Source organism: Bradyrhizobium vignae (assembly GCF_004114425.1).
GTDB lineage: Bacteria > Pseudomonadota > Alphaproteobacteria > Rhizobiales > Xanthobacteraceae > Bradyrhizobium > Bradyrhizobium vignae.
Map to the genome: position 1 here is coordinate 45,410 of NZ_RDQF01000002.1, position 23,426 is coordinate 68,835.

A 23,426-nucleotide genomic window follows, 5' to 3' on the forward strand; every position below is an offset into this window, starting at 1 on the left:
GGCGGTGGAAGTATGAAAGCTTGATTTTCCTCAGGCAATTGCCACTTTTGTGACTAATCCGTTCTGCGTATCCCTCGCCCGAGATCCCCTCACGTTCATATGGCATTCAGTTTCCAGGATATGGTCGAGGAGGCGCGGCTGTCGGCGCGGGCGCTGATCGACTATGGCGAGCACTTCTTCAATCCGACGGTGCGGCTTGGTGTCACCGGCCTGTCGCGCGCCGGTAAGACCGTATTCATCACCGCGCTGATCCATGGGCTGACGCGCGGCGGCCGGTTTCCGGTGTTCGAAGCCTATGACTCGGGTCGGATCGCGCGGGCGCATCTGGCGCCGCAGCCTGATGATGCCGTGCCGCGCTTTGCCTATGAGAACCATCTGCGCGCGCTGGTCGAGGAACGGCGCTGGCCGAACTCGACCGTGGACATCAGCGAGCTCAGGCTCGTTATCAACTACCAGCGCCCGACCGGCGCCGATCGCACGCTGACGCTCGACATCGTCGACTATCCCGGCGAATGGCTGCTGGACCTGCCGCTGCTCCAGAAGAGCTACGAGCAATGGTCCGCCGAAAGCCTGGCGCTGTCGCGCGAAGCGCCGCGCGCGCATCTCGCGACCGAATGGCACACCCATCTCGCAACGCTCAAGCCCCAAGCGCGCGAGGACGAGCAGGCGACGCTGACGGCCGCAAAGCTCTTCACCGATTATCTGCGCGCCTGCCGCGACGAGCGGTTTGCGATGAGCCTGTTGCCGCCCGGCCGCTTCCTGATGCCCGGCAATCTCGCAGGCTCACCCGCGCTGACCTTTGCGCCGCTCGATGCGCCCGCCGGCGGGCAGGCGCCTGAGGGATCGCTATGGGCGATGATGGTGCGGCGCTTCGAAGCCTACAAGGACGTCGTGGTGCGGCCGTTCTTCCGCGATCATTTCGCGCGGCTCGATCGCCAGATCGTGCTGGCCGACGCGCTCGCCGCCTTCAACTCCGGCCCCGAGGCGCTGCACGACCTCGAGGCCGCGCTCGCCGGCATTCTCGACTGCTTCAACATCGGCCGCAGCACCTTGCTCTCCAGCCTGTTCCGGCCGCGCATCGACCGCATCCTGTTCGCGGCGACCAAGGCTGATCATCTGCATCATTCCAGTCACGACCGGCTCGAGGCCGTGCTGCGCCGCGCGGTCACCCGTGCCGTTGCGCGGGCGGAAAACACCGGCGCGGCGATCGACGTGGTGGCGCTCGCCGCCGTGCGTGCCACGCGCGAGGCGCAGGTGGCGCGTGGCCGGGATAAACTGCCGTCGATCCTGGGAACGCCGGCCGCGGGCGAAAGTGCCGGCGGCGAGTTCTTCGACGGCAACACGGAGGTTGCGACCTTTCCGGGTGATCTGCCCGACGATCCCGAGCCGCTGTTCCGCGGCACCGATGCGTTCCGCGGGCTCGCGACAGAGGCCGCCGAGAGGAGCGATTTCCGTTTCCTGCGCTTCCGCCCGCCGAAGCTCGAACGCGCGGGCAACGACGAGCCCGTGTTGCCACACATCCGCCTCGACCGTGCCTTGCAGTTCCTGATCGGAGACAAGCTCGCATGAACGACCGATCCCAGCCGCGGCGGCCGGCGACGTTCCGGCTCGACGATCCCGGCGTCCTCGTCACCGAGGCCGATGAAGCGGGACGGATCGGTCGCGACACGATCCAGATCACGCCGGAACCAGATCTCATGGCGCTGCCGGTGCCGGTTGAAGCTGCGCTGCCGGCGCGGCGCGGCGTTCCCTGGGGCACGCTGTTCTGGTCCGGCCTCGCAGGGCTGACGTTGCTCGGCACCGGGCTTGGCGTGATCCGTCTGATCGAGGATCTGTTTGCGCGCAGCGAAAGCCTCGGCTTCATCGGCCTTGCCTTCGCCTTCGTCACTGCGCTGGCGCTCGCCGTAGTGATCGGGCGCGAGGCGTTCGGGCTGGCCCGCCTCGCGACCATCGAGAAGCTGCATCAGCGCGCCGCCGCGGTGCTGGCCAGCGACGACCGGAAAGAGAGCCGCGTCATCGTGCAGGACCTGCTCAAGATCGCGCACCAGAACCCGCAGCTGGCGCGCGCCCGCGCCACGCTGGAAAGCCATGCCGGCGAGATCATCGACGGCGCCGACATGATCCGCCTCGCGGAGCGCGAGTTGATGTCATCGCTGGATGCCGAGGCGCGGCGGCTGGTCTCGTCAGCGGCACAAAAGGTCTCGATCGTCACGGCGGTCTCGCCCCGCGCCGCAATCGACGTGCTGTTCGTGTTCGTCGCCGCGCTGCGCCTGATCCGCCAACTCGCCTATCTCTATGGCGGTCGTCCCGGCGCACTCGGCATGATCCGCCTGCTCCGCCACGTCATCGCCCATCTCGCCATCACCGGCGGCATGGCCGCGAGCGACAGCCTGGTGCAGCAGATGCTCGGCCACGGCATCGCGGCGAAGCTGTCGCAGCGACTGGGTGAAGGCGTGCTGAACGGGCTGCTGACGGCGCGGCTGGGATTGGCCGCGATCGACGTGACGCGGCCGCTGCCGTTCGCGGCCTTGCCGCCGCCGAAACTGTCGGATCTGGCAACGGATCTCTTGCGGAAGAAGGACGGGGAAGAGTAGTTTCTTCGCGGCACGTGCTGGCTGCACCCTCTCCCCTTGCAAGAGGAGAAGGAAGTTCGGAGCATGCCGCGCTAAAGCATGATCCGGAAAAGTGCGAAGCGGTTTTCCGGAAAGATCATGCGTAAACAACAAGCTAAAGCGCGATGACGATTCATCCAAATCTCATCGCGCTTTAGGCGCGCTCCCGCTTTTCGGTTTCTCCCGCCAGCACCTTCCACTGGAATAGCGGCGAGTCCTTCGGCGGCGAGAGCTCCGGGGTCCAGCCGGTCAGCTTCTCCAGCACATAAGTGTCCATCACGAGGCCGCGCCAACGGCGCTCGACCTCGCCAAGTTGCTCGCGTTTCGCCGGGATACGCTCCCACAGCGACGAACGATCGTCCGGTTCGCGCCCGACATAGATCCCCGCATGTCCCCTGATCTTGTCCATGCCGGGATCGCGGAAATCCTGGAAGCGGCCGCGCTCGTTGAGCTCGATCACGGGCACACGGCCCCGGAACAACCAGCGCATCATGGCATAGGTGCGATAGTCGGTGGTCGCGATCCAGGTGGCGCCGGTCTCGTCGAGTGCAGCCTGCGCGCGCGCGGCGACCTGCTCGTAGCCGGCCTCGGCGCCGATCGGATCAATCTTGCCGAGCAGATTCCAGGGCGCGACGACGTAATAGAGAAACACGAGAACGACGAAAGCGATGCCCGAGACGATCGCCGTGTTGACCCAGACCAGTGTCGATTTGAGCATTCGGGCCGACCAGCCCTCTTTCGTCATCGTGGCGAGGTTCACCGCGGCGGCCGCAAAGCCCACCGGCCACATGAACATCGGCCAGGTGTCGCCGACGCGAAGTGTCAGCGATTTCACGAGGAAATAGAGAAACGGCACCAGCACCGCGGTGGACAAGAGGATCGCGACCGGCTCGCGCATGCGATAGCCGCGCCGCGCCGTCAACACCAGGCCCGTCAGCACCACCGGCAGCATGACAAAGCCGACCAGGCCGAATTGCAGGCCGATGTAGTCGCCGATCGTGCGCAGCGAGATGCCGTAACTGGCGGTGGCGCGCACGCCCTGGAAACGGAACGAGGCCCAGTCGTGCTGTGCGTTCCAGATCAGCACCGGCGAGAACGCGGCGATCGCGACCAGCATGGCGAGGTAAGGGTAGGGACTGCGCAACCAACGCCAGCGCCAGTCCGGCACCAGCAGGAAGGCAGCCACTGCGGGTGCGAACATGATCGCGGTGAATTTCGACAGCACCGAGAGGCCCGCGAACAGGCCGGCCGCGAGCCACCAGCGGCCATCGCCGCTCTGCGCCAGCCGCACCAGCGACCAAACCATCGCCATTGCACACGGAATCATCGCAACATCGGGCGCGACCTTGGCCATCAACAGGCCGTAATAGAGCGCAGCCTCCGGCATCAGCACGGCGACCACAATCGCACGCGTATCATGCGTGAGGCGGCGGACGAGGTCGCCGAGCAGCAGCTGCATCACCAGCATCGCGACGATGCCGCCGAAGCGAACGCCGAGAGTGGTGTCGCCAAAGATCGCGGTTCCGAAACGGATCAGCCAGGCGATTCCCGGGGGATGATCGAGGAAGCTGAGCGCAGCCTCCTTTGACCAGGTCCAGTAATAGGCTTCATCGGTGCGCAGCTCGATCGCGCAGGCATAGACGATGCGGAGCACGGTCATCGCGGCGATGATCACTGCCGCCATGACTAGAGGTCGGCGCGCGCCGCCGCGGAGGGGCTTGATGATGTCAGAGGCTGTCGTCACGGCCGCGCTTTTCGCCAACCTGGGAGGGGGAGTCAATGCGGGGAGCCCATTCGCGCTGTCGTCCCGGACAAGCGCGCGGAGCGAGCGCTTATCCGGGCCCCATAACCACAGCGAGGAGTTTGGCGAAGGCTCGCGGTTGCCAGCTCGCGCGCAAGCCGATCCTGTGGTTATGGGTCCTGGGTCGGCACGCGCCTGGGGCCCTCTTGTCCGGGACGACGGTGGCGGCTTGCCGCGCATGTGATCGGGCGAGCTGTCCGCGGGGGGAATTAAACGCTACGCTGGCTGTTCTTCTCGATGAACTGATACAACCGAATCATGGCCACCGCTCCCGTCCATATGCCCGAACTCGTCCGCGCGACCAGCGCGCGGCAGGTGCGGCTCATCTGCGGCATCATCCTGTTCTGTTATGTGGTCAGCCATTTCCTCAACCATGCGCTCGGCAACATCTCGGTCGATGCCATGGAGATCGGGGTCTACTACCACACCCTGTTCTGGCAGTTCCTGCCGGTCGCGATCGTGTTCTACACGGCCGCGCTGACCCATATGGGGCTCGGGATTTACGCGCTGTATCAGCGCCGGCAGTTCCGCTGGCGGACGATCGAGCCGCTGCAGCTCGTGCTGGGACTGAGCATTCCGGCTCTCGTGATGGCGCATGTGATCGGCGTGCGCCTCGGCCAGACGCTGTACGGACACCAGAAGCTCTATCCGCAGGAGCTCTACCTGTTCTTCGTCGCGGCGCCGGGCCGGCTCTGGCAGATGACGATCCTGCTTCTCATCGCCTGGGTGCACGGCTGCATCGGCATCTATTTCTGGCTTCGCCTCAAGCCGTTCTTCACGCGCGCGGCGCCCTATCTGCTCGCGGCCGCCGTGCTGATCCCGACGTTGTCGTTGCTCGGCATCTACCAGGGCGGCCGTAGCGTCGAACTCGAGGCCGACGACGGCGAATGGCGCACGCACAACCTCGCACGTCGCCAGGTCGGCAGCGTCGCGGAGGCCGACACGCTCGACCGCATCACCGGCGGCCTCACCGTCGGATATTTCGGGTTGCTGGGACTGGCGCTGGCGGCGCGCGGCGTGCGCGCCTGGCGCGAACGGCGCGGTGGCACGATTGTCCTGTCCTACGGCAATGGCAAGACGGTGCGCGTGCCAAAGGGTCTCTCCGTGCTGGAGGCGAGTCTGCGCCACAACGTGCCACATGCCAGCGTCTGCGGCGGCCGCGCCCGTTGCTCGACCTGCCGCATCCGCATCATCGGCGACCATGGCGCCCTGCCCCAGCCATCGCAGCGCGAGGCCTTCGTGCTCGCTCGCGTCGGCACCGCCGATCCGTCGATCCGACTTGCGTGCCAGCTGCGTCCGGACTGCGACCTCTCTTTCTTCCAGCTCTTCACGCCCCACACGCATGCGGCGGATGGACAGGCCTCGACGCCGGCGCGCATCGGCCAGGAACGCTATCTCGTCAGCCTGTTCGTGGACATGCGCGGCTCGACGCAGCTCGCCGAGAAGCGGCTGCCGTTCGACACGGTCTTCATCGTCAACCGCTTCCTCGGCGCGGTCTCGCAGGCCGTGATAGAGAGCGGCGGGCAGCCGAACCAGTTCGTCGGCGACGGCATGCTGGCGCTTTTCGGGCTGTCGGCCGATCCGCCGACCGCCTGCCGGCAGGCGCTGAAGGCTGCCAGCAGCATCGCGATGCATATCGACGAGCTCAACGCGCTCTTGAGCCACGATCTGCGCCAGCCGATCCGCTTCGGCATCGGCATCCATGGCGGCGAGGTCATCATCGGCGACATCGGCTATCGCGATCACATCGTCTTCACCGCGCTCGGCGATGCCGTCAACGTCGCCGCCCGCCTGCAGGACATGACCAAGACGCTGGCCTGCGAGGCCATCGTCTCGGAGGAGGTCCGCCGCACCGCGGACCTTGCAGGGGACGCCCTGCCGCAGCAGGAGGTCGCAATCCGCGGCCGCGACGAGCCGATGGCCGTCCGCGTGATCGCTGATGTGAGGGAGCTGGGGGCGCTGGTCGATGGACGCGAGCGCGTTGCGGCGTGAGGCGCGAGCCAAGCGACAGGTGCGCTCTGTCCCCCGCTTGCGGGGGAAGGTTGGGGAGAGGGTCTCTCCGCGACGGGACAATCCCCTAGAGGAAAGAGCCCTCACCCGGCGCTTTGCGCCGACCTCTCCCGCAAGCAGAAGAGGGCGAGCGCACCGCCGCTGCCGCCACGACTCGCCACTCTCTCCTCGCGCCGCGTAACACCGGCCTGCTGCAACGCAGCGGCATGGGCTTGCTGCGAAAGCACGAATTGACATCATCCAAATCGTTGCGACAGATGAGCACGGGTCTTACGGTGATGACCGCTGGTCCAACGAAAAGCTCCGGGAGGAGACCAGAATGTTCGATCGACGCGACCTGCTCAAAGGAGCGGGGCTTGCCGCGCTTGCGGCCACACTGAATTCCACCAAGGCGCTGGCACTCGACACCGTCACCCTGCCCTTCGCCAATGGCGAACGGCCGCTGGTGAAATATCCGCAGAAGCGGCCAATGATCGGCCTCACCAGCCGGCCGCCACAGCTCGAGACGCCGTTTGCGGTGTTCAATGACGGCCCGATCACGCCGAACAACGCGTTCTTCGTGCGCTATCACCTCTCCGACCTGCCCTACAATCTCGACCCCGACAAGTTCACGCTCGAGGTCAAGGGCAAGGTCGACAAGCCGCTGAAATTGTCGCTGAAAGACATCAGGAAGATGAAGGCGACGGAGATCGTCGCCGTCAACCAGTGCTCGGGCAACAGCCGCGGCTTCTTCGAGCCGCGCGTCGCCGGCGGCCAGCTCGCCAATGGCGCGATGGGCTGTGCGCGCTGGCGCGGCGTGCCGCTGAAGGCGGTGCTGGAGTTGGCGGGCGTTCAGACCGGCGCCAAGCAGGTGACGTTCAACGGCATGGACGGGCCGGTCAACGACAAGACGCCGGACTTCATCAAGGCCCTCGACATCGATCACGCCACCGACGGCGAGGTGATGCTGGCCTATGGCATGAACGGCGAGGACCTGCCGTTCCTCAACGGCTTCCCGCTGCGCCTGATCGTGCCCGGTTATTACGGCACCTACTGGGTCAAGCACCTCAACGAGATCACCGTCATCGACAACGTCTATGACGGCTTCTGGATGAAGTCGGCCTATCGCATCCCTGACACGCCCAACAACGCGGTCGAGCCGGGCACCGCGCCGAAGGCAACGATCCCGATCAACCGCTTCACCATCCGCTCCTTCATCACCAGCGTCCCCGATGGCGCCAAGCTGAAGGCGGGAGCGACCACCCTGCGCGGCATCGCCTTCGACGGCGGCAAGGGCATCAAGGAGGTCCAGGTCTCCACCGACGGCGGGCAGACTTGGGTGAGCGCAAAGCTCGGCAGGGACCTCGGCAAGTACGCCTTCCGCGAATGGAAGCTGCCGGTGAAGCTCGCGGCAGGCAGCCATGAGCTCAAGGTCCGCGCCACCGGCAATGGCGGCGAGACACAGCCGGATACGCCGCGCTGGAACCCGGCGGGTTATTTGCGCAATGTCGTCGAAACCGTCCGCGTGACGGTGGCCTGAAGGAGACTGATCATGCAGCGCACCGTTCTCCTCGCCATCGCGCTCACCCTCGCCGCGGCAGTGGGTTCAACGTTTGCCGCGCCGGTCAATTACAAGACCCCCGACGAGATCGCGGCGTTCAAGCCGGGGCCCAATCTCGAGGTCGTGCAGGGCAATTGCAGCGCCTGCCACTCGTCCGACTACATCGCCACGCAGCCGCCGATGAAGGACAAGAAGGGCTTCTGGCAGGCCGAGGTGACCAAGATGATCAAGGTCTATGGCGCACCGATCGACGATGCCGATGTCGGCAAGATCGTCGATTATCTGGCAGCGACGTATTGACGGTTGGTGAGACGCGTCTGGGCCATTTGACCGCGAAACGGGCAAAACCGGCAAAAACGCCGCGAAGTTGAGCGGAATTCGGCGAAATGCCGATGTGGTTTGAGCTACCAAGCCTGCCACATTCCGCGTATCCTGCTATGACCGAACCGGCTGGTTGGCGGGGACTGGCGGTTCGAGATCTCGGAGGAAGACCCGCGGAGAAGTCGTGATGGCTAAAGGTACGGTCAAGTGGTTCAACCCGACGAAGGGTTATGGATTTATCCAGCCTGCGTCGGGTGGCAAGGATGTGTTCGTGCATATCTCGGCGGTGCAGAAAGCCGGTCTGTCCACCCTCAACGAGGGACAGACGGTGGAATACGAAGAGATCGCAAACCGGGGCAAGACCTCCGCGGAGAACCTCAAAGTATAAGCCCGCGCAGCCTTTGCTGCCTCCCGGATCTGTCCGGGAGCGGGCCAAAAAATTTAAGAAGACGGCCGGTGCATTCGACGACAGGCGTTGCGATTGCACGAGGATGACTATTTTTCCTGCAAAGACCGCCTTTCCGACTACAGCAATGACAATCGCGACAGCACTGCGCTAACCCACCGGCAATGGTGCGTCGCGCTTGATCTCCTCCATCACCGCATAGGTCCGCGTCTCGCGCACGCCCGGCATCGACAGCAGGGTCTCGCCGAGAAAGCGTCGATAGGCGGTCATGTCCGCAAGCCGCGCCTTCACAAGATAGTCGAAGCCGCCGGCAACCATGTGACACTCCAGCACCTCGGGCGCGAGCTTCACCGCGCGCGCAAAGCGCTCGAAATTGTCGGGTGTGGTCTTGTCGAGCAGCACCTCGACGAACACGAGCAAGCCGAGGCCGAGCCGGTGCGGATTGAGCCGCGCGCCATAGCCCTCGACGAACCCCTCGCGCTGCAAGCGCTTCAGCCGCTCGCCGATCGAGGTCGGCGAGAGGCCAATGCGCTCGGCGAGCTCGACATTGGCGATGCGCCCGTCCTCTTGCAAAATCGAGAGGATTCTCCGGTCGATCCGATCAAGTTCCATATCTTACGAGGCTTAATGGTGAATGATCTTCATTTTCTAAGGCAAATCGGCTAAATTGTCTATCGAACTACGGTCATGCGGGCTTTATCCTGAATTTCAGCCACAGGACACGCCATGCCGAACATCCCGCCGCCCTTCACTGCTCCCTACGCCCCTGACGACGCCGACATTGCTGCGCGCCTGTTGCCATCGGCCCATCTGAGCCCTCCGCAGGATGCGCGGATCGACCGCGCCGCGACGCGGTTGATCGAGGCGATCCGCAAGCGCGACGACCGCCTCGGCGGGATCGAGGATATGCTGCGGGAGTTCGCGCTCTCGACCAAGGAGGGGCTCGCGCTGATGGTGCTGGCGGAAGCGCTGCTGCGCGTGCCCGATGCCCGGACCGCCGACCAGTTCATCGAGGACAAGCTCGGCGAGGGCGACTTCATCCACCACGAGACCAAGTCCACCGCGTTCCTGGTCAACGCCTCGGCCTGGGCGCTCGGCCTGTCGGCGCGGGTGATCCAGCCCGGCGAGACGCCCGACGGCACCATAGGCCGGCTGGTGAAGCGTCTGGGCGCACCGGCGGTGCGCACCGCCACGCGCCAGGCGATGCGGCTGATGGGCAATCATTTCGTGCTGGGCGAAACCATCGAGCAGGCGCTGGAGCGGGCCCGGCCGCGCTCGGGCCAGAAGCCGCGCTATTCCTTCGACATGCTTGGCGAAGGCGCGCGCACGGCGGCGGACGCCAGGCGCTATTTCGACGCCTATGCCAGTGCCATCGAGACGATCGGCAAAGCGGCTGGCAACCATCCCCTGCCCGACCGACCCGGGATCTCGGTAAAACTTTCGGCGCTGCATCCGCGCTTCGAGGCGATCAGCCGCGCGCGCGTAATGGCCGAACTGGTGCCGCAACTGCTGGACCTCGCGCAGCGCGCCAAAGCCCACGACCTCAACTTCACCGTCGACGCTGAGGAGGCCGACCGGCTGGAGCTGTCGCTCGACGTGATCGCAGCGACGCTCGCCGATGCCTCACTTGCCGGCTGGGACGGATTTGGCCTGGCGATCCAAGCCTATCAGAAGCGCGCCAGCGCGATGATCGACTATGTCGATGCGCTGGCGCGTGCGCATGACCGCAAGCTGATGGTCCGGCTGGTCAAGGGCGCCTATTGGGATACCGAGATCAAGCGCGCGCAGGAGCGCGGCCTCGACGGCTATCCCGTGTTCACGCGCAAGGCGATGACGGATCTCAACTACGTCGCCTGCGCCTCGAAACTCTTGAGCCTGCGGCCGCGCATCTTCCCGCAATTCGCCACCCACAATGCGCTGACGGTCGCGACCGTGCTGGAGCTTGCCGCTGACAGCGGCGGATTCGAATTCCAGCGCCTGCACGGCATGGGCGAAGCGCTCTACGAGCAGCTTGCCGAGGATCACCCAGACATCGCCTACCGCACCTATGCGCCCGTGGGCAGCCATCGCGACCTGCTCGCCTATCTGGTGCGACGGCTGCTGGAGAACGGCGCCAACTCCTCGTTCGTGGCGCAGGCCGCCGATTATCGCGTGCCGGTTTCGGCGCTGCTGCAGCGCCCGGCGGATGCCGTCGGCCGACCGCAACAGGCCGCTCATCCCAGGATTCCGTTGCCGGCAGATCTGTTCGCGCCGGAGCGGCGCAATTCGCGCGGCATCGAATTCGGTGAGCGTGCCGCGCTCGACCGGCTGCTGGCCGACGTCAAGGCGGAAGCAGCCGATCTCAAGTCCGTCACCAACGCGACGCCGGATCAGGCCAACGCGGCGGTAGCCGCTGCGCGCGCGGGCTTCGCCAGTTGGAGCCGGGCGCCGGCGGGCGCACGCGCGGCAGCGCTGGAGCAGGCCGCGCATCTGTTGGAGTGCCGGGGTGCCCGTTTCATCACGCTGTTGCAAAGCGAGGGCGGCAAGACGCTGGACGACGCGCTGTCGGAGCTGCGCGAGGCCGCGGACTTCTGCCGCTACTACGCCGCGCAGGGCCGCAAGCTGTTCGGGAACGATGCCGCCATGCCGGGCCCGACCGGCGAGAGCAACGCGCTTAGCCTGCGCGGCCGCGGCGTGTTCGTGGCGATCTCGCCGTGGAACTTTCCACTGGCGATCTTCCTCGGCCAGGTCACGGCGGCGCTGATGGCCGGCAACAGCGTGGTCGCAAAACCCGCCGAGCAGACCCCGCGCATCGCACATGAGGCCGTCGCGCTGCTGCACGAGGCCGGCATCCCCAGGAGCGCGCTGCATCTCGTCACCGGCGACGGCCGTATCGGGGCGGTGCTGACCGCACACCAGGACATCGCCGGCGTCGTCTTCACCGGTTCGACCGAGGTCGCCCGCAGCATCAATCGGACGCTCGCGGGCAAGGACGGGCCGATCGTGCCGCTGATCGCAGAGACCGGCGGCATCAACGCCATGATCGCGGACGCGACCGCACTGCCCGAGCAGGTCGCCGACGATGTCGTCACCTCCGCGTTCCGCTCCGCCGGCCAGCGCTGCTCGGCGCTGCGGCTCTTGTTCGTGCAGGAGGATGTCGCCGACCGCATGATCGAGATGATCGCGGGCGCCGCGCGCGAGCTCAAGATCGGCGATCCCTCTGACGTCGCGACGCATGTCGGGCCGGTGATCGACACGGAGGCAAAGCAGCGCCTCGATGCGCATATCGCGCGGATGAAGCGCGAGGCGCGGCTGCACTTTGCAGGCCAGGCGCCGGAGGGCTGCTTCGTCGCGCCGCACATCTTCGAGCTCAAGGAGGCCGGTCAGCTCACCGAGGAGGTCTTCGGGCCGATCCTGCATGTCGTGCGCTATCGCGCCGAGAACCTCGCGCGCGTGTTGCAGGCCATCGAGCGCACCGGCTACGGGCTCACCCTCGGCGTGCACTCCCGCATCGACGATACGGTCGAGGCCATCATCGACCGCGTCCACGTCGGCAACATCTACGTCAACCGCAACATGATCGGCGCCGTGGTCGGCGTGCAGCCGTTCGGCGGCAACGGACTGTCCGGAACCGGCCCCAAGGCCGGCGGCCCGCACTACCTCGCGCGCTTCGCCACCGAGCAGACGGTGACGATCAACACGGCTGCAGCGGGCGGCAATGCGGCACTGCTTGCGGGGGAGGAGTGAGGCCCTGCGCCCGGCGCCGTTGCATCCCGTCGAAACATCGGTCTAATGCTCCCATCACTGGCCTGCGCCAATTCCAGCGCGCGGGAAACAACAGGAGCGAGGGAGCAACGCCGCGATGGACAAGGGCATTTTTGCGGGGCTGAAGGTTCTGGACTGCGCGAGCTTCATCGCAGCGCCCGCGGCCGCGACCGTGCTGTCGGATTTCGGCGCCGATGTCATCAAGATCGAGCCGCCCGGCACCGGCGACCCCTACCGCAATCTGCCCAACCTGCCGGGTTATCCGACCGGCGAGCACAATTTCGCCTGGCTCTTGGAGGCTCGCAACAAGAAGAGCATCGCGCTCGACCTCGCAAAACCCCAGGCGCAGGCCGTGCTCTACAAGCTGGTGGCGGAAGCCGACGTCTTCATCACCAACATGCCGCCGCCGGTGCGCGCCAAGCTCGGCATCACCTACGACCATCTCGCCCATCTCAACGATCGGCTGATCTATGCCTCCTTCACCGGCTATGGCGAGAAGGGCGAGGAAGCCAACAAGCCCGGCTTCGACAGCAACGCCTATTGGGCGCGCTCCGGCCTGATGGACCTCGTCCGCGCCGACACCGACACCACGCCGGCGCGCTCGGTCGCCGGCATGGGCGATCATCCCTGCGCCATGGCGTTCTACGGGGCCATCGTCACTGCGCTCTATCAGCGCGAGAAGACCGGCAAGGGTTCACACGTCGCCTCCAACCTGATGGCGAACGGGGTGTGGGCGGCAAGCGTGCTGGCCCAGGCAAAGCTCTGCGGCTCCAAGTTCGGCGAGCGACGACCGCGCGAGCGCGCGCTCAATGCGGTCGCCAATCACTATCAGTGCAAGGACGGCCGCTGGCTGATCCTGTCGCTGCTGAACGAGGAGAAGCAGTTTCCGACGCTGGCGCGCTGCCTCAGGCGCGAGGATCTGATCGACGATCCCCGCTTCGCCACCAAGGCCGACCGCCACGCCCGCTCGGTCGAGCTGATCAAGATCCTGGACGAGACCTTCGCCACCAGGGATCTCGCCGAATGGCGCAAGATTCTCGACGGCAATGGCCTCGTGTTCGGTGTCGTCGCCATTCTGGACGACATCCCGAACGACAAGCAGATGCTCGACAACGAGGTGCTGGTGCCGTTCGAGAACGACACCATGCTGACCATCAACAGCCCGATCTGGATCGACGGCGCCAAGAAGGTGCAGCCGCGCAAGCCGCCCGCCGTCGGCGAGCACAGTGACGAGATCTTGCGCGAGGCGGGATACGACGAGGCGACGATCAAGACGCTGAGGTCGTCGGGGGCGGTTGGTTAGGAGCGCGTCGCTCCAACCCCGTCATTGCGAGCGCAGCGAAGCAAATCCAGAGTGTCTCCGCGGACGCATTGCTGGATTGCTTCGCTGCGCTCGCAATGACGGTGAGGGACTATCTCGCTATAACAATCGGCAACACACCGATGCCGCGAGGTCCCATGCCCAGCTACCGCCTGCACTACTTCCCTGAATCCGGCAACAGCTACAAGCTGGCGCTGATGCTCACGCTTTGCGGCGAGACGTTCGAGCCGGTCTGGACCGATTTCGCCGGCGGCGTTACGCGCACGGCGGAGTGGCGCCGGAACGTGAACGAGATGGGCGAGATTCCCGTGCTCGAGATCGACGGCGCGAAGATGACGCAGACCGCGCCGCTGCTGCTGAGACTGGCCGAGCAATACGGCCGCTTCGGCGCCGAGACGGAGGACGAGAAGTTCGAGCTGCTGCGCTGGCTGTTCTGGGACAACCACAAGCTCACCGGCTACATGGCGACCTATCGCTTCATGCGCGCCTTCACCGAAAAGAGCGATTCTCAGGTGCTGAAGCATTTTCGCCGGCGACTCGAGGATTTCCTCGGCATCCTCGACGGGCACCTCCAGCACAATGAATTCGCGATCGGTGCGAAGCCGACGGTCGCCGACATCTCGATGATGGCCTATCTGCACTATCCGAGCGACGAGCACGGCTTTGATTTCGCGCAGAGCCATCCGGCCGTTCATGCCTGGCTCGGCCGCATGGCCGCGCTGCCAGGCTGGAAGCCGGCCTATGAGCTATTGCCGGGCAAACGGATGACGAATTACGCGAAGTGAGGCTTCCTCTTTCCCCTCTCCCCGCATGCGGGCAGAGGCGAAGAAAAGCTACCTCAGCGACAGCCAGCCGAGCGTGAACAGGATCCCGCCGACGATGACGGCCAGCGCAACCGCCCAGGTGCTGACGCGGATGCTGCCGGTGATCTGCTTGGCTTCTTCATTCCGCGCAATCTCGCGATTGCGCTCCTTGTTGGCTTGCCTCGTATCCGCCATGAATCATCCGAATCGCTTCTAGTTCTATCTTGCGCGTGATCTTTTCGGAAAACCGCTACACACTTTGCACTGGCGCGACCCTCCGGGTCCGGATCACGCGCTAACGCGTCTTGATGAAGCACATGCCGATGCGGCGCGAGGCCGCGGCAGCCTGACAGGTGAGACCGTTAGCACAGCTCCATGACGTAAAACTCTCATCCTGCGTTCCCGATCCCGCGTCTTGCAGGGAACAATGCGCGCCCCAGCCGTCCTGATATTCGGTGCCGGCGAGCTCGCTTCCGCCGCGGGTCTGCGGCCGGCTGGCAAATCCGCGTGAGAAATCGGGGTGTTTTCCGGCCGCGAACGCGGTCAGGATGTCGCGGCGGCGGAGCTGATCGCCGAAGAAATGCGGCGAGGCCGGCACGATGGTGGAATTCGATGGCTTGTCAGCAAGCCAATCGACGCCCGGAAAATGGAATCCGCCGATGCCGCGGGTCTGATGGCAGCCGGCGCAGGTGACGTCGTTGAGACGGCGCTGGAAGCCTGCGACCGAGCGGACATTCTGCATGTCGACGCCGCGTGCCGCCGCCTGCTTCAGCGCGCTGACCACGTCATTGTCGGTGAAGACGCCATCGCCTTTGCCCTCTCCTTGCATCATGCCGAACTCCGGCTGCAAGGCCGAGGCATCGAGGCCGGCGGGGGTCGGTACCACCGCAGCCTTGGCCAGGAATTTCTCCGGGATCAGCACGGTGCCACGATCGAACTCGCGAAGATGATCGGGCGCGAGCAGCCAGGTCTTGAAGTCGCGCCGCAGCACGTCGTCAGCAAGAATCCGGTCGCGGTCGATCTGGTTCTCCAGTGTCGATTCCTCGAAGGTCTTGCTGGCAGCGTCGTACTTGAACACCTTGAGCAGATAGTCGGAGCGGAAATCGTGCAGCGCCGATTTCGGTGCGACCGAGACCTGAATGTTGGTCTCGATGCGGTCGAGCATGGCGTCGTGAGGCGGGAGGCGGCTGCCGATCAAATCTTGCCAGTCGGCATTGTCGAGCCAGCGCCGCGCGACATCGGCGCAGCTGATCGACTTGCCGTTCCCGTCCGTCTGGCGCACATCGCGCGCCTTCATCACGAGGTTGAACGTCATCGGCAGGCGCGTTGCGGTCTTGCCGCCATCGGGCCCGCTGTCGAAACGCGTCAGACGATAGATCAGCCGGATCTCGCCGCAGGACCCTTCAGAGACATAGGCACGGTCCATGCGATTGACGATCCCGGCCAGCACGAAGCGCGTGTCGTGCGATCTCAGATTGGCGAGGTCGAACAGTTGCGCATCAAAACCCTCGCCGACGCCGATGGTCTCGCCCGGATATGTCACCTTGTACCGCGCGATGTAGCGCTCGAACTCCGCATCGATAGCCGGCACGATCTCCTTCAGCTGCGGCAGAGACACGAACATCAGCTCGGTCGTGAGCGGGACGTCCGCGTTCCGCTCCGGCGATAGCAGACGTGGGATCGTCAGCGTATTGTTCTGGTCGAGCTTGCGCAGGAGATCGGGATCGGTGATCGCGATGCCGCGCGTCAGCGCAGTGTTCTCCGCTGCGAAGAGCGAAACGACACCGCCCAGCAATGCGACGGCAGCAACGAGAATTCGCAGCGCGCGGCTCATGCCTCAGGTAACACCGCGCAGGGACGCCTATTCAAGCAAAAAAGGCGCCTCACAGGGTGGTGAAGCGCCTCTGCGACGGTCGAATATCGAATGTTCAGCGCGCGACGATCAGGCCCCTGCTGGTGACGACCACCCAGCGGCCGTCCTGGCGGCGAATTGCATCGACGCGGCCGACCCCGGGTATGGGGTCGCCGGGATAGACCTCGTAGATGCCGTAGCGGCCCTCGATCAGCGCACCGCCGTTGCCGGCGTTGCGCAGCCGCCAGCCCTCGACCGTCGGGAGACGTCCAATCTCGGTCTTGGGCGCGGCGGGAGCGGGAGCCGGTGCGGCCGCAGCAGTCGCGAGCTGGGTCGGCGCGATCGAGCCGGTGGTCTCCTTGGCCGGTGCGGCCGTGGCTTGCGCAGGTGCGGCGGGCGGAGTCGCGCGGAGCTTGTCGACGGTCTCAGACAGCTTGGCGATCTTGGCCAGCGGCTCGGCCTGCGCCTTTTCGAGCTTGTCGAGGCGCTCGTTGGTCCGGCTCAACTGGCTGACTCCGGTCTTCGAGCTCTGCTCGACATTGGCCTTCAGTGCGACGAGATCGGCATCGATCCGGGCGACGGACGCATCCAGCGCGCTGGTATCGGCGACCTGTACTGGCGCCTGGGCCGGGGATGCGAAATGCATCATGCCGGCGGTCGCGAGCGCACCGCTGATCGCGCCGACGCCGGCGGCAATCGCCACCGCGGCAGCCATGGCCGAGAGGCGGCGCTTGCTACCGGTTTCGCGCGGCTCGTCCGCCTTCACATGCGGAGCGAACTCCTCGCGCTCCCAGGTGCGGTCGGCAGGCGACATGACGATGAGCTTGCCGAGCTTCGGCTCGGGATTGGCTTCGGTCTTAGCTTCGAACTTCGGCACCTCGATCCGCGGCGGCTCCACCTTCGGGGCTTCCGCCTTGACCGGATCCGGCTTGGGCGGCGCCTCGTGGTCGGGGGCAATCGAGGGGGCCTCGATACCGGCGGCAGCCTCGACGGCCTGCGGCGCTGCGGCGTCGACAGCACCGGAATCCTGGGCAGCCTGCTCGGGCAATGGTTCGCTCACGGCTCAAATACTCCAGTCTCGGTTGACCTTTTGGTAACTTTCATTGCTTGCGAAATCCTTACCTTCGGATCCGCTTACCGAAATTTTAGGAACTCATCCGGGGCCGAATTAGGCCGGGAAAATGGAACCGGTGTGGCGGGCGTGAAACAGTTTGTAATCGGGGCAAGATGAATGGCGGCGCAACGGCCGGGCCGTCGCGTTCGCGGCGCGCTGAAGAAGCGGGCGCTTCAGTGCGACGGCGAGAGAGTTAACGCGTCCGCTGCGTCCACATCGTCATTGCGTGTGGGGCGTCAGCCGGCATTCACATCACCACCGGCGCATCCGGCAGCTCGTTCGGATGCGGGCCGCCCGGCGGGAAATGGCGCGCCAGTTCGCGCGACACCGCCTCGATGCCGGCGATCACACCGCGTTCGAACTGGCCCGATCTGAAATCGGCCTCCATCGCCTGGCAGATGGTCTCCCAGCCCTCGGCGCCAACCTTCGCGTCGATGCCGCGGTCGGCGATGATCTCGACGTCGCGGTCGGCGAGCAGGAGATAGATGAGGACGCCGTTGTTGTGCGCGGTGTCCCAGATGCGCAAGTGCGAGAACACGTCGAGCGCACGCTCGCGCGCCGGCTGGTTGCGGAACAGGGGGCCGCCGTCGAGCGCGCCTTCGACCACGAAGCGGATCTGGCCGGAATGGGAGGCTTCGCCGCGCTCGATCGCCTGCTCGATGCGTTCGAGCACGGCTCGCGGAAAAATCTGCTTCGCCCGCCAATGATGCTGCACGAGATGTCGGGCAATGCGCTTGATGCTCATGACTGCTACCAGCTCCCCGAGGCGCCGCCGCCGCCGAAGCTGCCGCCTCCGCCGCTGAAACCGCCACCGTCGCTCGACGATGATCCGCTGCTCCAGCCGCCGGACGAGGAGCCGCTCGACCAGGAGCCGCCGCGCGAGCGGCCTGTCGCCGATCCCACCCCCAACAGATCCGCGATGAAGGTCAGGATGGCGCCGAGCACACCGGCGCCGAGGCCAATCACGGCAGACTCCAGCACGAACCAGGCGAGGACGCCGACGATGACTCCGGCCACCACCGAACCCAACAGACGCCCGAACATGGCGCGCAGAAATCCGCCCACGACGAGGGGGCCGAACAATACGAAGTAAAACAGCGGCTCGATGTCGTTCCAGCTGCCGAAATTCACGCTGCGCGAGGGCGTCGGCAGCGGCTCGCCGTCGATCACGCGGATCATGCGATCGACGCCCGCCGAGATGCCACCTGAAAAATCGCCGCTGCGAAATTTCGGCGTGATGTCCTCGTCGATGATGCGCCGCGAGGTGACATCGGTGAGCGCGCCTTCGAGGCCGTAGCCGACCTCGATGCGCAAATGCCGGTCGTTCTTGGCGACGACGAGGATCGCGCCGTCATCGACCTTCTTGCGCCCGATCTTCCAGACCTCCGCGACGCGGATCGAGAATTGCTCGATCGTTTCCGGCTCCGTCGTCGGCACGATCAGGACGGCGATCTGGCTGCCCTTGCGGTTCTCGAACTCGCGCAATTTTTGCGACAACGAGGCGATGTCGCTGCTGGAGAGCGTGCCGGTCTGATCGACGACGCGGCCGGTGAGTTGGGGGACGGCGACGTCGGCGCGGGTGGGGAATGCGAGGGTGAGAAGCAGTGCGATGGCGAGGACCAGTGCGGCGACCAACGAATACGCCCGCCACATTCGCGCTGTCATCGCCCGCGCAGGCGGGCGATCCAGTATTCCAGAGGCCGCGCTGCTCGAGCCGTGAAGCCGCGGCGTACTGGATTCCCCGCTTTCGCGGGGAATGACAGTGGAGTGTGGGGCCCGCATCGGAAGCCGAACGCAGCTACTTCGACGGCGCTGGTGACGGATTGAAATCCACCTTCGGCGCGGTCGAGATCGCCTTCTCGTTCTCGACCGAGAAGTTCGGCTTCTCCTTGTAACCGAACGCCAGCGCGGTGAGGTTGGTCGGGAAGGAGCGGATGGTGACGTTATACTCCTGCACTGCCTTGATGTAGCGGTTGCGCGCCACCGTGATGCGGTTCTCTGTGCCCTCCAACTGGGACATCAGGTCCCTGAACAAGGCATCGGACTTCAGCTGCGGATAGTTCTCGGTGACGACCAGGAGACGCGACAGCGCGCTGGAGAGCTCGCCCTGGGCGGCCTGGAATTTCTGGAAGGCGGCGGGATCATTCAGCACCTCCGGCGTTGCCTGGATGCTGCCGACCTTGGCCCGGGCATTGGTGACACCGAGCAGCACGTCCTTCTCCTGCTGCGCAAAGCCCTTCACCGAGTTGACGAGATTGGGCACGAGATCGGCGCGGCGCTGATACTGGTTCACGACCTCGGACCAGTTGGCTTTGATCTGCTCGTCCTCGGTCTGGATCGCGTTGTAGCCGCAATTGGTCAGGCTGAGCGAGGCCAGCGCCGCCAGCACGGTCAGGATCTTGCGCATCAAATTTCTCCCGGTGGAATCCTGTGATTCAATATCAGATAGCGATCACACGATGCCAGCTTCCCGCGTCATTCCGGGGCGCGAAGCGAACCCGGAATCTCGAGATTCCGGGTCTGGTCCTCCGGACCATCCCGGAATGACTGCGGCGAATGGGGCACCCCAGCCGACTGACGCAAGCCCCTTGCCTATCGCAGGCGGTCATAGTCAACTCCGGCAAAACAAAAGCGGAAACGCCAGGAGGAGCGCGATGTCCTCGTTCGAGACCATTCTCGTGGAGCGGCCGGAGCCGGCCATCGTCCGTGTCGTGATGAACCGGCCCGAGGCGCGCAACGCCCAGAACCTGCAGATGACCTACGACCTCAACGCCGCTTTCGATGCAGCGGTGCAGGACGACGCGGTCAAGGTGATCATCCTCGCCGGTGCGGGTCCGCACTTCTCGTCCGGCCATGACCTGCGTCCGGGCGGCAAGAACGCCGCAGGCGTCGATTTCCCGCCGATCGGAAATTGGGGCGGCTTCGCCGAACCCAACGCGCATGGCCGCTTCGCGCGCGAGCAGGAAATATATCTCCAGATCACGCGGCGCTGGCGCAACCTCGCCAAGCCGACCATTGCCGAGGTGCACGGCAAGTGCATCGCCGGCGGTCTCATGCTGGCCTGGGCCTGCGACCTCATCGTCGCCAGCGACGATGCGCAGTTCTGCGATCCCGTCGTCACCATGGGCGTCTGCGGCGTCGAGTGGTTCGTGCATCCCTGGGAGCTCGGGCCGCGCAAGGCCAAGGAGTTCCTGTTCACCGCCGACAGCTGGAGCGCGCAGGACGCGCATCAGCTCGGTATGGTCAACCAGGTCGTGCCGCGCGCCGAGCTGTCATCGCGGGTGCTGGAGCTGGCGCGCCGGATCGCGACAAAGCCCTCCTTCGCGCTGAAACTGACCAAGGAGGCGGTCAACCGCTCGGTCGACGTGATGGGCCAGCCCGCCGCGATCGACCAGGCCTTCGCGCTGCATCAGCTCTGTCACGCGCATAATCTCCAGGAGTTCGGCATGATCGTCGATCCCTCCGGCCTGCATCCCTCCGTGCGCAAGCCGCCGACGGCCGCGGAGTAGACGCAATGGACCTGAATCTCAGCGACGAGCAGAAATTGCTGCGCGGGAGCGTGGAGCGGTTCGTGGCCGAAAGCTACGATGCCGATCACCGCCGCAGAATCGCGAATGATCCGCTCGGCTTCAGCCCTTTGGTGTGGAAACAGTTCGCCGACCTCGGCTGGCTGGCGTTGCCCCTTCCCGAAGAATTCGGCGGTCTCGGCGGCGGCGCGGTCGAGATCGGTATTCTGATGGAAGCCTTTGGCCGCGGGCTCGTGTCGGAGCCCTATGTAGCGACCGTGGTGCTCGGGGCCGCGCTGATCGCCAGATGCGGCACCACGAAGCAAAAGCAGGCGAGCCTGCCCAAGATAGCGGACGGATCATTGAAGCTCGCCTTGGCGCATTCCGAGCGCGCGGCCCGGTTCGATCTTGCCAAGGTCACGACCAGCGCCACCAAGACGTCGCAAGGCTGGCGCCTCGCCGGCAGCAAGATCGCCGTGCTCGACGGACATGCCGCCGACGAGATCATCGTCTCCGCCCATATCCACGATCACCGGGGGCCGTCGGGGCGGATCGGCCTGTTCCTCGTGCAGGCGACGACGCCGGGCCTCGTCATCAACGATTATCCGCGTCTTGGCGGCGGACGTGCCTGCAACATCGAGCTGTTCGACGCGCATCTGCCGGAGGATGCCCTGCTCGGCGACGGCAGCGATGCGCTGCCGGCGATCGAATGGGCAGTCGATCGTGCCATGGCCGCGCTGGGTGCCGAAGCTGTCGGCATCATGCAGACGCTGCTCGACACCACGCTCGAATACACCAAGATTCGAAAGCAATTCGGCCGGCCGCTCTCGGCCAACCAGGTGATCCGCCACCGTCTCGCCGACATGGCGATGCAGGTGGACGAGGCACGCTCGATGGCGCTGCGGGCCGCGTTGAAGGTGGATGCTGCGCCGATCGAGCGTGCCCGGGCGGCGTCGGGCGCGAAAGCCAAGATCGGCAAATGCGCGCGCTTCGTCGGTGAGCAGTCGATCCAGCTTCACGGTGGCATGGGCGTCACCGAGGAGCTCGAGGTCGGCGCCTATTTCAAGCGGCTGGTCGCATTCGACACGCTGTTCGGCGGCAGCGCGCATCATTATGCCCGCCACGCCGAACTTGGCCGCAGGGCCTGACACCGGGAGAGCCTCATGGACCTGTCGTTCAATGTCGAGGAGCGTGCCTTCCAGGACGAGGTGCGCGGCTTCATTGCAAAGAATCTCACCGAGGAGATGAAGCGCGCGACCGCGCTGACGCCGTCGGTGTTCTCCGATCCTGATATCGGCATGGCCTGGCAGCGCGCGCTGCACCGGCAGGGCTGGGGCGCGCCGGGCTGGCCGGTCGAATATGGCGGTCCCAATTGGACGCCGGCACAGCGCTGGATCTTCGAGACCGAATGCGCGCGGGCCGGCGTGCCGAACGTCAACGTGATGGGCGTGAAGATGGTCGGGCCCGTCATCATCGGCTTCGGCAGCCCCGAGCAGAAGAACTTATACCTGCCGCGGATTCTCTCCGGCGAGGATTATTGGTGCCAGGGTTATTCCGAGCCGGGCTCCGGCTCCGATCTGTCCTCGCTGAAGACGCGCGCGGTCCGCGACGGCGACGACTACATCATCAACGGCACCAAGATCTGGACCACGCATGCCCATCACGCCAACCGCATGTTCGCACTGGTGCGCACCAGCGACGGGCCGCGGCAGCAGGACGGCATCAGCTTCATCCTGATCGACATGAAGACGCCGGGCATCACGACGCGCCCCATCCTCACCATCGGCGGCGACCACGAGGTCAACCAGGTGTTCTTCGACGACGTCCGCGTGCCCGTCGCCAATCGCGTCGGCGAGGAAGGCAAGGGCTGGACCTACGGCAAATATCTGCTCGAGTTCGAGCGCGGCGCCGGCATCGCCTCCGCCAAGCTGCGCGAGGGCCTGAAGGCGATCGCGGATCTCGCCTGCTCCGACCTCACGGGCCGCGCAATCGACAGTCCCGACATCGCGACGCGGATCTCCGAGGTGGAGGTCGATATCGACGCGCTGGAAATGACCGAGTTGCGCGTGCTCTCGGCGCTGCAGACCGGGCAAAATCCCGGCGCGGTGTCGTCGATCCTGAAGCTGCGCAACAGCGAGATCCGCCAGGCCGTGACGCGGCTGGGCGCCGACGTGATCGGCCACGATGCGCTCGCAGTCGAGCCGATGCGCCCGCTCTACAAGCTCAACCACGAGCCGGCGACACCTGAGGAAATGCTGACGGTGATGCCTGAATATCTCAACGGCCGCGCCTACACGATCTTCGGCGGCACCTCGGAAATCCAGCGCGATATTATTGCGAAGATGATGCTCGGGATTTGATGGCTGCGGCCCTCTCCACCGTCATTGCGAGGAGCC

Annotated in this window: 20 protein-coding genes; 12 read left to right on the forward strand and 8 right to left on the reverse strand. The window is 65.4% G+C overall.

Translation table 11 applies throughout. The features are described 5' to 3' along the window. Nucleotides 1–99: 99 nt before the first annotated feature. Together EAV90_RS01780 and EAV90_RS01785 are read left to right on the forward strand one after the other, a co-directional pair. Nucleotides 100–1,569, forward strand: coding sequence for a YcjX family GTP-binding protein (locus tag EAV90_RS01780; RefSeq protein ID WP_122401142.1), 1,470 nt, complete (start codon nucleotides 100–102; stop codon nucleotides 1,567–1,569). Further along, a complete protein-coding gene (locus tag EAV90_RS01785) occupies nucleotides 1,566–2,594 on the forward strand; it encodes a YcjF family protein (RefSeq protein WP_122401141.1) in 1,029 nt (342 codons plus the stop codon). Before EAV90_RS01780 ends, EAV90_RS01785 begins: the two co-directional genes overlap by 4 nt. 172 nt (nucleotides 2,595–2,766) lie before the next feature. On the opposite strand, the gene EAV90_RS01790 is transcribed toward EAV90_RS01785, so the two are convergent. Continuing rightward, complete coding sequence (locus EAV90_RS01790) at nucleotides 2,767–4,296, reverse strand: glycosyltransferase family 39 protein (RefSeq protein WP_162500137.1); 1,530 nt, start codon at nucleotides 4,294–4,296, stop codon at nucleotides 2,767–2,769. 375 nt (nucleotides 4,297–4,671) lie between these two features. Here EAV90_RS01790 and EAV90_RS01795 point away from each other — a divergent pair, with 375 nt between their 5' ends. The 4 genes from EAV90_RS01795 (at nucleotide 4,672) to EAV90_RS01810 (ending at nucleotide 8,672) form a co-directional block, all read left to right on the forward strand. Next, entirely contained in the window at nucleotides 4,672–6,405 is a 1,734-nt protein-coding gene (locus EAV90_RS01795; protein ID WP_122401139.1) for an adenylate/guanylate cyclase domain-containing protein, read from the forward strand. Between the two features lie 337 nt (nucleotides 6,406–6,742). After that, nucleotides 6,743–7,942, forward strand: a complete 1,200-nt coding sequence (gene sorA / locus EAV90_RS01800) for a SorA family sulfite dehydrogenase catalytic subunit (protein ID WP_122401138.1) — start codon at nucleotides 6,743–6,745, stop codon at nucleotides 7,940–7,942. A 12-nt stretch (nucleotides 7,943–7,954) separates the two neighbouring features. Then, on the forward strand, nucleotides 7,955–8,263 hold the full coding sequence (sorB, locus tag EAV90_RS01805; RefSeq protein ID WP_162500136.1) for a SorB family sulfite dehydrogenase c-type cytochrome subunit: 309 nt from the start codon (nucleotides 7,955–7,957) through the stop codon (nucleotides 8,261–8,263). A 208-nt stretch (nucleotides 8,264–8,471) separates the two neighbouring features. After that, on the forward strand, nucleotides 8,472–8,672 hold the full coding sequence (locus tag EAV90_RS01810; RefSeq protein ID WP_008563500.1) for a cold-shock protein: 201 nt from the start codon (nucleotides 8,472–8,474) through the stop codon (nucleotides 8,670–8,672). A 168-nt stretch (nucleotides 8,673–8,840) separates the two neighbouring features. On the opposite strand, the gene EAV90_RS01815 is transcribed toward EAV90_RS01810, so the two are convergent. Continuing rightward, nucleotides 8,841–9,302, reverse strand: a complete 462-nt coding sequence (locus tag EAV90_RS01815; protein WP_122401136.1) for an Lrp/AsnC ligand binding domain-containing protein — start codon at nucleotides 9,300–9,302, stop codon at nucleotides 8,841–8,843. A gap of 114 nt (nucleotides 9,303–9,416) precedes the next feature. On the opposite strand from EAV90_RS01815, the gene putA reads away from it, so the two are divergent. From putA to EAV90_RS01830, 3 genes are all read left to right on the forward strand, one after another. After that, nucleotides 9,417–12,416 (forward strand): bifunctional proline dehydrogenase/L-glutamate gamma-semialdehyde dehydrogenase PutA, encoded by a 3,000-nt coding sequence (gene putA / locus EAV90_RS01820; RefSeq protein ID WP_122401135.1) that lies wholly within the window; start codon nucleotides 9,417–9,419, stop codon nucleotides 12,414–12,416. Between the two features lie 115 nt (nucleotides 12,417–12,531). Next, nucleotides 12,532–13,737, forward strand: a complete 1,206-nt coding sequence (locus tag EAV90_RS01825) for a CaiB/BaiF CoA transferase family protein (protein WP_129142416.1) — start codon at nucleotides 12,532–12,534, stop codon at nucleotides 13,735–13,737. A gap of 155 nt (nucleotides 13,738–13,892) precedes the next feature. Further along, entirely contained in the window at nucleotides 13,893–14,540 is a 648-nt protein-coding gene (locus EAV90_RS01830) for a glutathione S-transferase family protein (protein WP_129142417.1), read from the forward strand. Between the two features lie 48 nt (nucleotides 14,541–14,588). On the opposite strand, the gene EAV90_RS39210 is transcribed toward EAV90_RS01830, so the two are convergent. The 6 genes from EAV90_RS39210 to EAV90_RS01855 form a co-directional block, all read right to left on the reverse strand. Beyond that, on the reverse strand, nucleotides 14,589–14,753 hold the full coding sequence (locus tag EAV90_RS39210) for a hypothetical protein (RefSeq protein ID WP_164936731.1): 165 nt from the start codon (nucleotides 14,751–14,753) through the stop codon (nucleotides 14,589–14,591). Between the two features lie 100 nt (nucleotides 14,754–14,853). Then, nucleotides 14,854–16,392, reverse strand: coding sequence for a hypothetical protein (locus EAV90_RS01835; RefSeq protein ID WP_129142418.1), 1,539 nt, complete (start codon nucleotides 16,390–16,392; stop codon nucleotides 14,854–14,856). A 94-nt stretch (nucleotides 16,393–16,486) separates the two neighbouring features. Next, nucleotides 16,487–17,458, reverse strand: coding sequence for a hypothetical protein (locus EAV90_RS01840; protein ID WP_162500548.1), 972 nt, complete (start codon nucleotides 17,456–17,458; stop codon nucleotides 16,487–16,489). A 313-nt stretch (nucleotides 17,459–17,771) separates the two neighbouring features. Beyond that, entirely contained in the window at nucleotides 17,772–18,269 is a 498-nt protein-coding gene (locus tag EAV90_RS01845; protein WP_122401130.1) for a TPM domain-containing protein, read from the reverse strand. Between the two features lie 5 nt (nucleotides 18,270–18,274). Beyond that, nucleotides 18,275–19,189: a TPM domain-containing protein gene (locus tag EAV90_RS01850; RefSeq protein ID WP_122401129.1), complete on the reverse strand. Its 915-nt coding sequence runs from the start codon at nucleotides 19,187–19,189 to the stop codon at nucleotides 18,275–18,277. Between the two features lie 133 nt (nucleotides 19,190–19,322). After that, the gene (locus EAV90_RS01855; protein ID WP_122401128.1) at nucleotides 19,323–19,931 is read right to left on the reverse strand and encodes a LemA family protein; all 609 of its coding nucleotides are present in this window, start codon (nucleotides 19,929–19,931) and stop codon (nucleotides 19,323–19,325) included. 247 nt (nucleotides 19,932–20,178) lie between these two features. Between EAV90_RS01855 and EAV90_RS01860 the strand changes: the two genes are divergently transcribed. Genes EAV90_RS01860 through EAV90_RS01870 form a run of 3 tightly spaced genes read left to right on the forward strand, consistent with a single transcriptional unit; the run spans nucleotide 20,179 to nucleotide 23,390 of the window. Continuing rightward, nucleotides 20,179–21,033, forward strand: coding sequence for an enoyl-CoA hydratase (locus EAV90_RS01860; protein WP_162500135.1), 855 nt, complete (start codon nucleotides 20,179–20,181; stop codon nucleotides 21,031–21,033). A gap of 5 nt (nucleotides 21,034–21,038) precedes the next feature. Continuing rightward, nucleotides 21,039–22,178, forward strand: coding sequence for an acyl-CoA dehydrogenase family protein (locus EAV90_RS01865; RefSeq protein WP_122401126.1), 1,140 nt, complete (start codon nucleotides 21,039–21,041; stop codon nucleotides 22,176–22,178). Between the two features lie 15 nt (nucleotides 22,179–22,193). After that, nucleotides 22,194–23,390 (forward strand): acyl-CoA dehydrogenase family protein, encoded by a 1,197-nt coding sequence (locus EAV90_RS01870; RefSeq protein ID WP_129142419.1) that lies wholly within the window; start codon nucleotides 22,194–22,196, stop codon nucleotides 23,388–23,390. Nucleotides 23,391–23,426: the final 36 nt, after the last annotated feature.

What these genes read in the sequence shown, in the direction of transcription:
- EAV90_RS01850 (WP_122401129.1), bottom strand. Translation starts at nt 19,189, where the DNA reads ATGACAGCGCGAATGTGGCGGGCGTATTCGTTGGTCGCCGCACTGGTC.
- EAV90_RS01825 (WP_129142416.1), top strand. Translation starts at nt 12,532, where the DNA reads ATGGACAAGGGCATTTTTGCGGGGCTGAAGGTTCTGGACTGCGCGAGC.
- EAV90_RS01845 (WP_122401130.1), bottom strand. Translation starts at nt 18,269, where the DNA reads ATGAGCATCAAGCGCATTGCCCGACATCTCGTGCAGCATCATTGGCGG.
- EAV90_RS01855 (WP_122401128.1), bottom strand. Translation starts at nt 19,931, where the DNA reads ATGCGCAAGATCCTGACCGTGCTGGCGGCGCTGGCCTCGCTCAGCCTG.
- EAV90_RS01830 (WP_129142417.1), top strand. Translation starts at nt 13,893, where the DNA reads ATGCCCAGCTACCGCCTGCACTACTTCCCTGAATCCGGCAACAGCTAC.
- EAV90_RS01870 (WP_129142419.1), top strand. Translation starts at nt 22,194, where the DNA reads ATGGACCTGTCGTTCAATGTCGAGGAGCGTGCCTTCCAGGACGAGGTG.
- EAV90_RS01865 (WP_122401126.1), top strand. Translation starts at nt 21,039, where the DNA reads ATGGACCTGAATCTCAGCGACGAGCAGAAATTGCTGCGCGGGAGCGTG.
- EAV90_RS01790 (WP_162500137.1), bottom strand. Translation starts at nt 4,296, where the DNA reads ATGGCGGCAGTGATCATCGCCGCGATGACCGTGCTCCGCATCGTCTAT.
- EAV90_RS01785 (WP_122401141.1), top strand. Translation starts at nt 1,566, where the DNA reads ATGAACGACCGATCCCAGCCGCGGCGGCCGGCGACGTTCCGGCTCGAC.
- putA (WP_122401135.1), top strand. Translation starts at nt 9,417, where the DNA reads ATGCCGAACATCCCGCCGCCCTTCACTGCTCCCTACGCCCCTGACGAC.
- sorB (WP_162500136.1), top strand. Translation starts at nt 7,955, where the DNA reads ATGCAGCGCACCGTTCTCCTCGCCATCGCGCTCACCCTCGCCGCGGCA.
- EAV90_RS01835 (WP_129142418.1), bottom strand. Translation starts at nt 16,392, where the DNA reads ATGAGCCGCGCGCTGCGAATTCTCGTTGCTGCCGTCGCATTGCTGGGC.
- EAV90_RS01795 (WP_122401139.1), top strand. Translation starts at nt 4,672, where the DNA reads ATGGCCACCGCTCCCGTCCATATGCCCGAACTCGTCCGCGCGACCAGC.
- EAV90_RS01780 (WP_122401142.1), top strand. Translation starts at nt 100, where the DNA reads ATGGCATTCAGTTTCCAGGATATGGTCGAGGAGGCGCGGCTGTCGGCG.
- EAV90_RS39210 (WP_164936731.1), bottom strand. Translation starts at nt 14,753, where the DNA reads ATGGCGGATACGAGGCAAGCCAACAAGGAGCGCAATCGCGAGATTGCG.
- EAV90_RS01815 (WP_122401136.1), bottom strand. Translation starts at nt 9,302, where the DNA reads ATGGAACTTGATCGGATCGACCGGAGAATCCTCTCGATTTTGCAAGAG.
- sorA (WP_122401138.1), top strand. Translation starts at nt 6,743, where the DNA reads ATGTTCGATCGACGCGACCTGCTCAAAGGAGCGGGGCTTGCCGCGCTT.
- EAV90_RS01810 (WP_008563500.1), top strand. Translation starts at nt 8,472, where the DNA reads ATGGCTAAAGGTACGGTCAAGTGGTTCAACCCGACGAAGGGTTATGGA.
- EAV90_RS01860 (WP_162500135.1), top strand. Translation starts at nt 20,179, where the DNA reads ATGTCCTCGTTCGAGACCATTCTCGTGGAGCGGCCGGAGCCGGCCATC.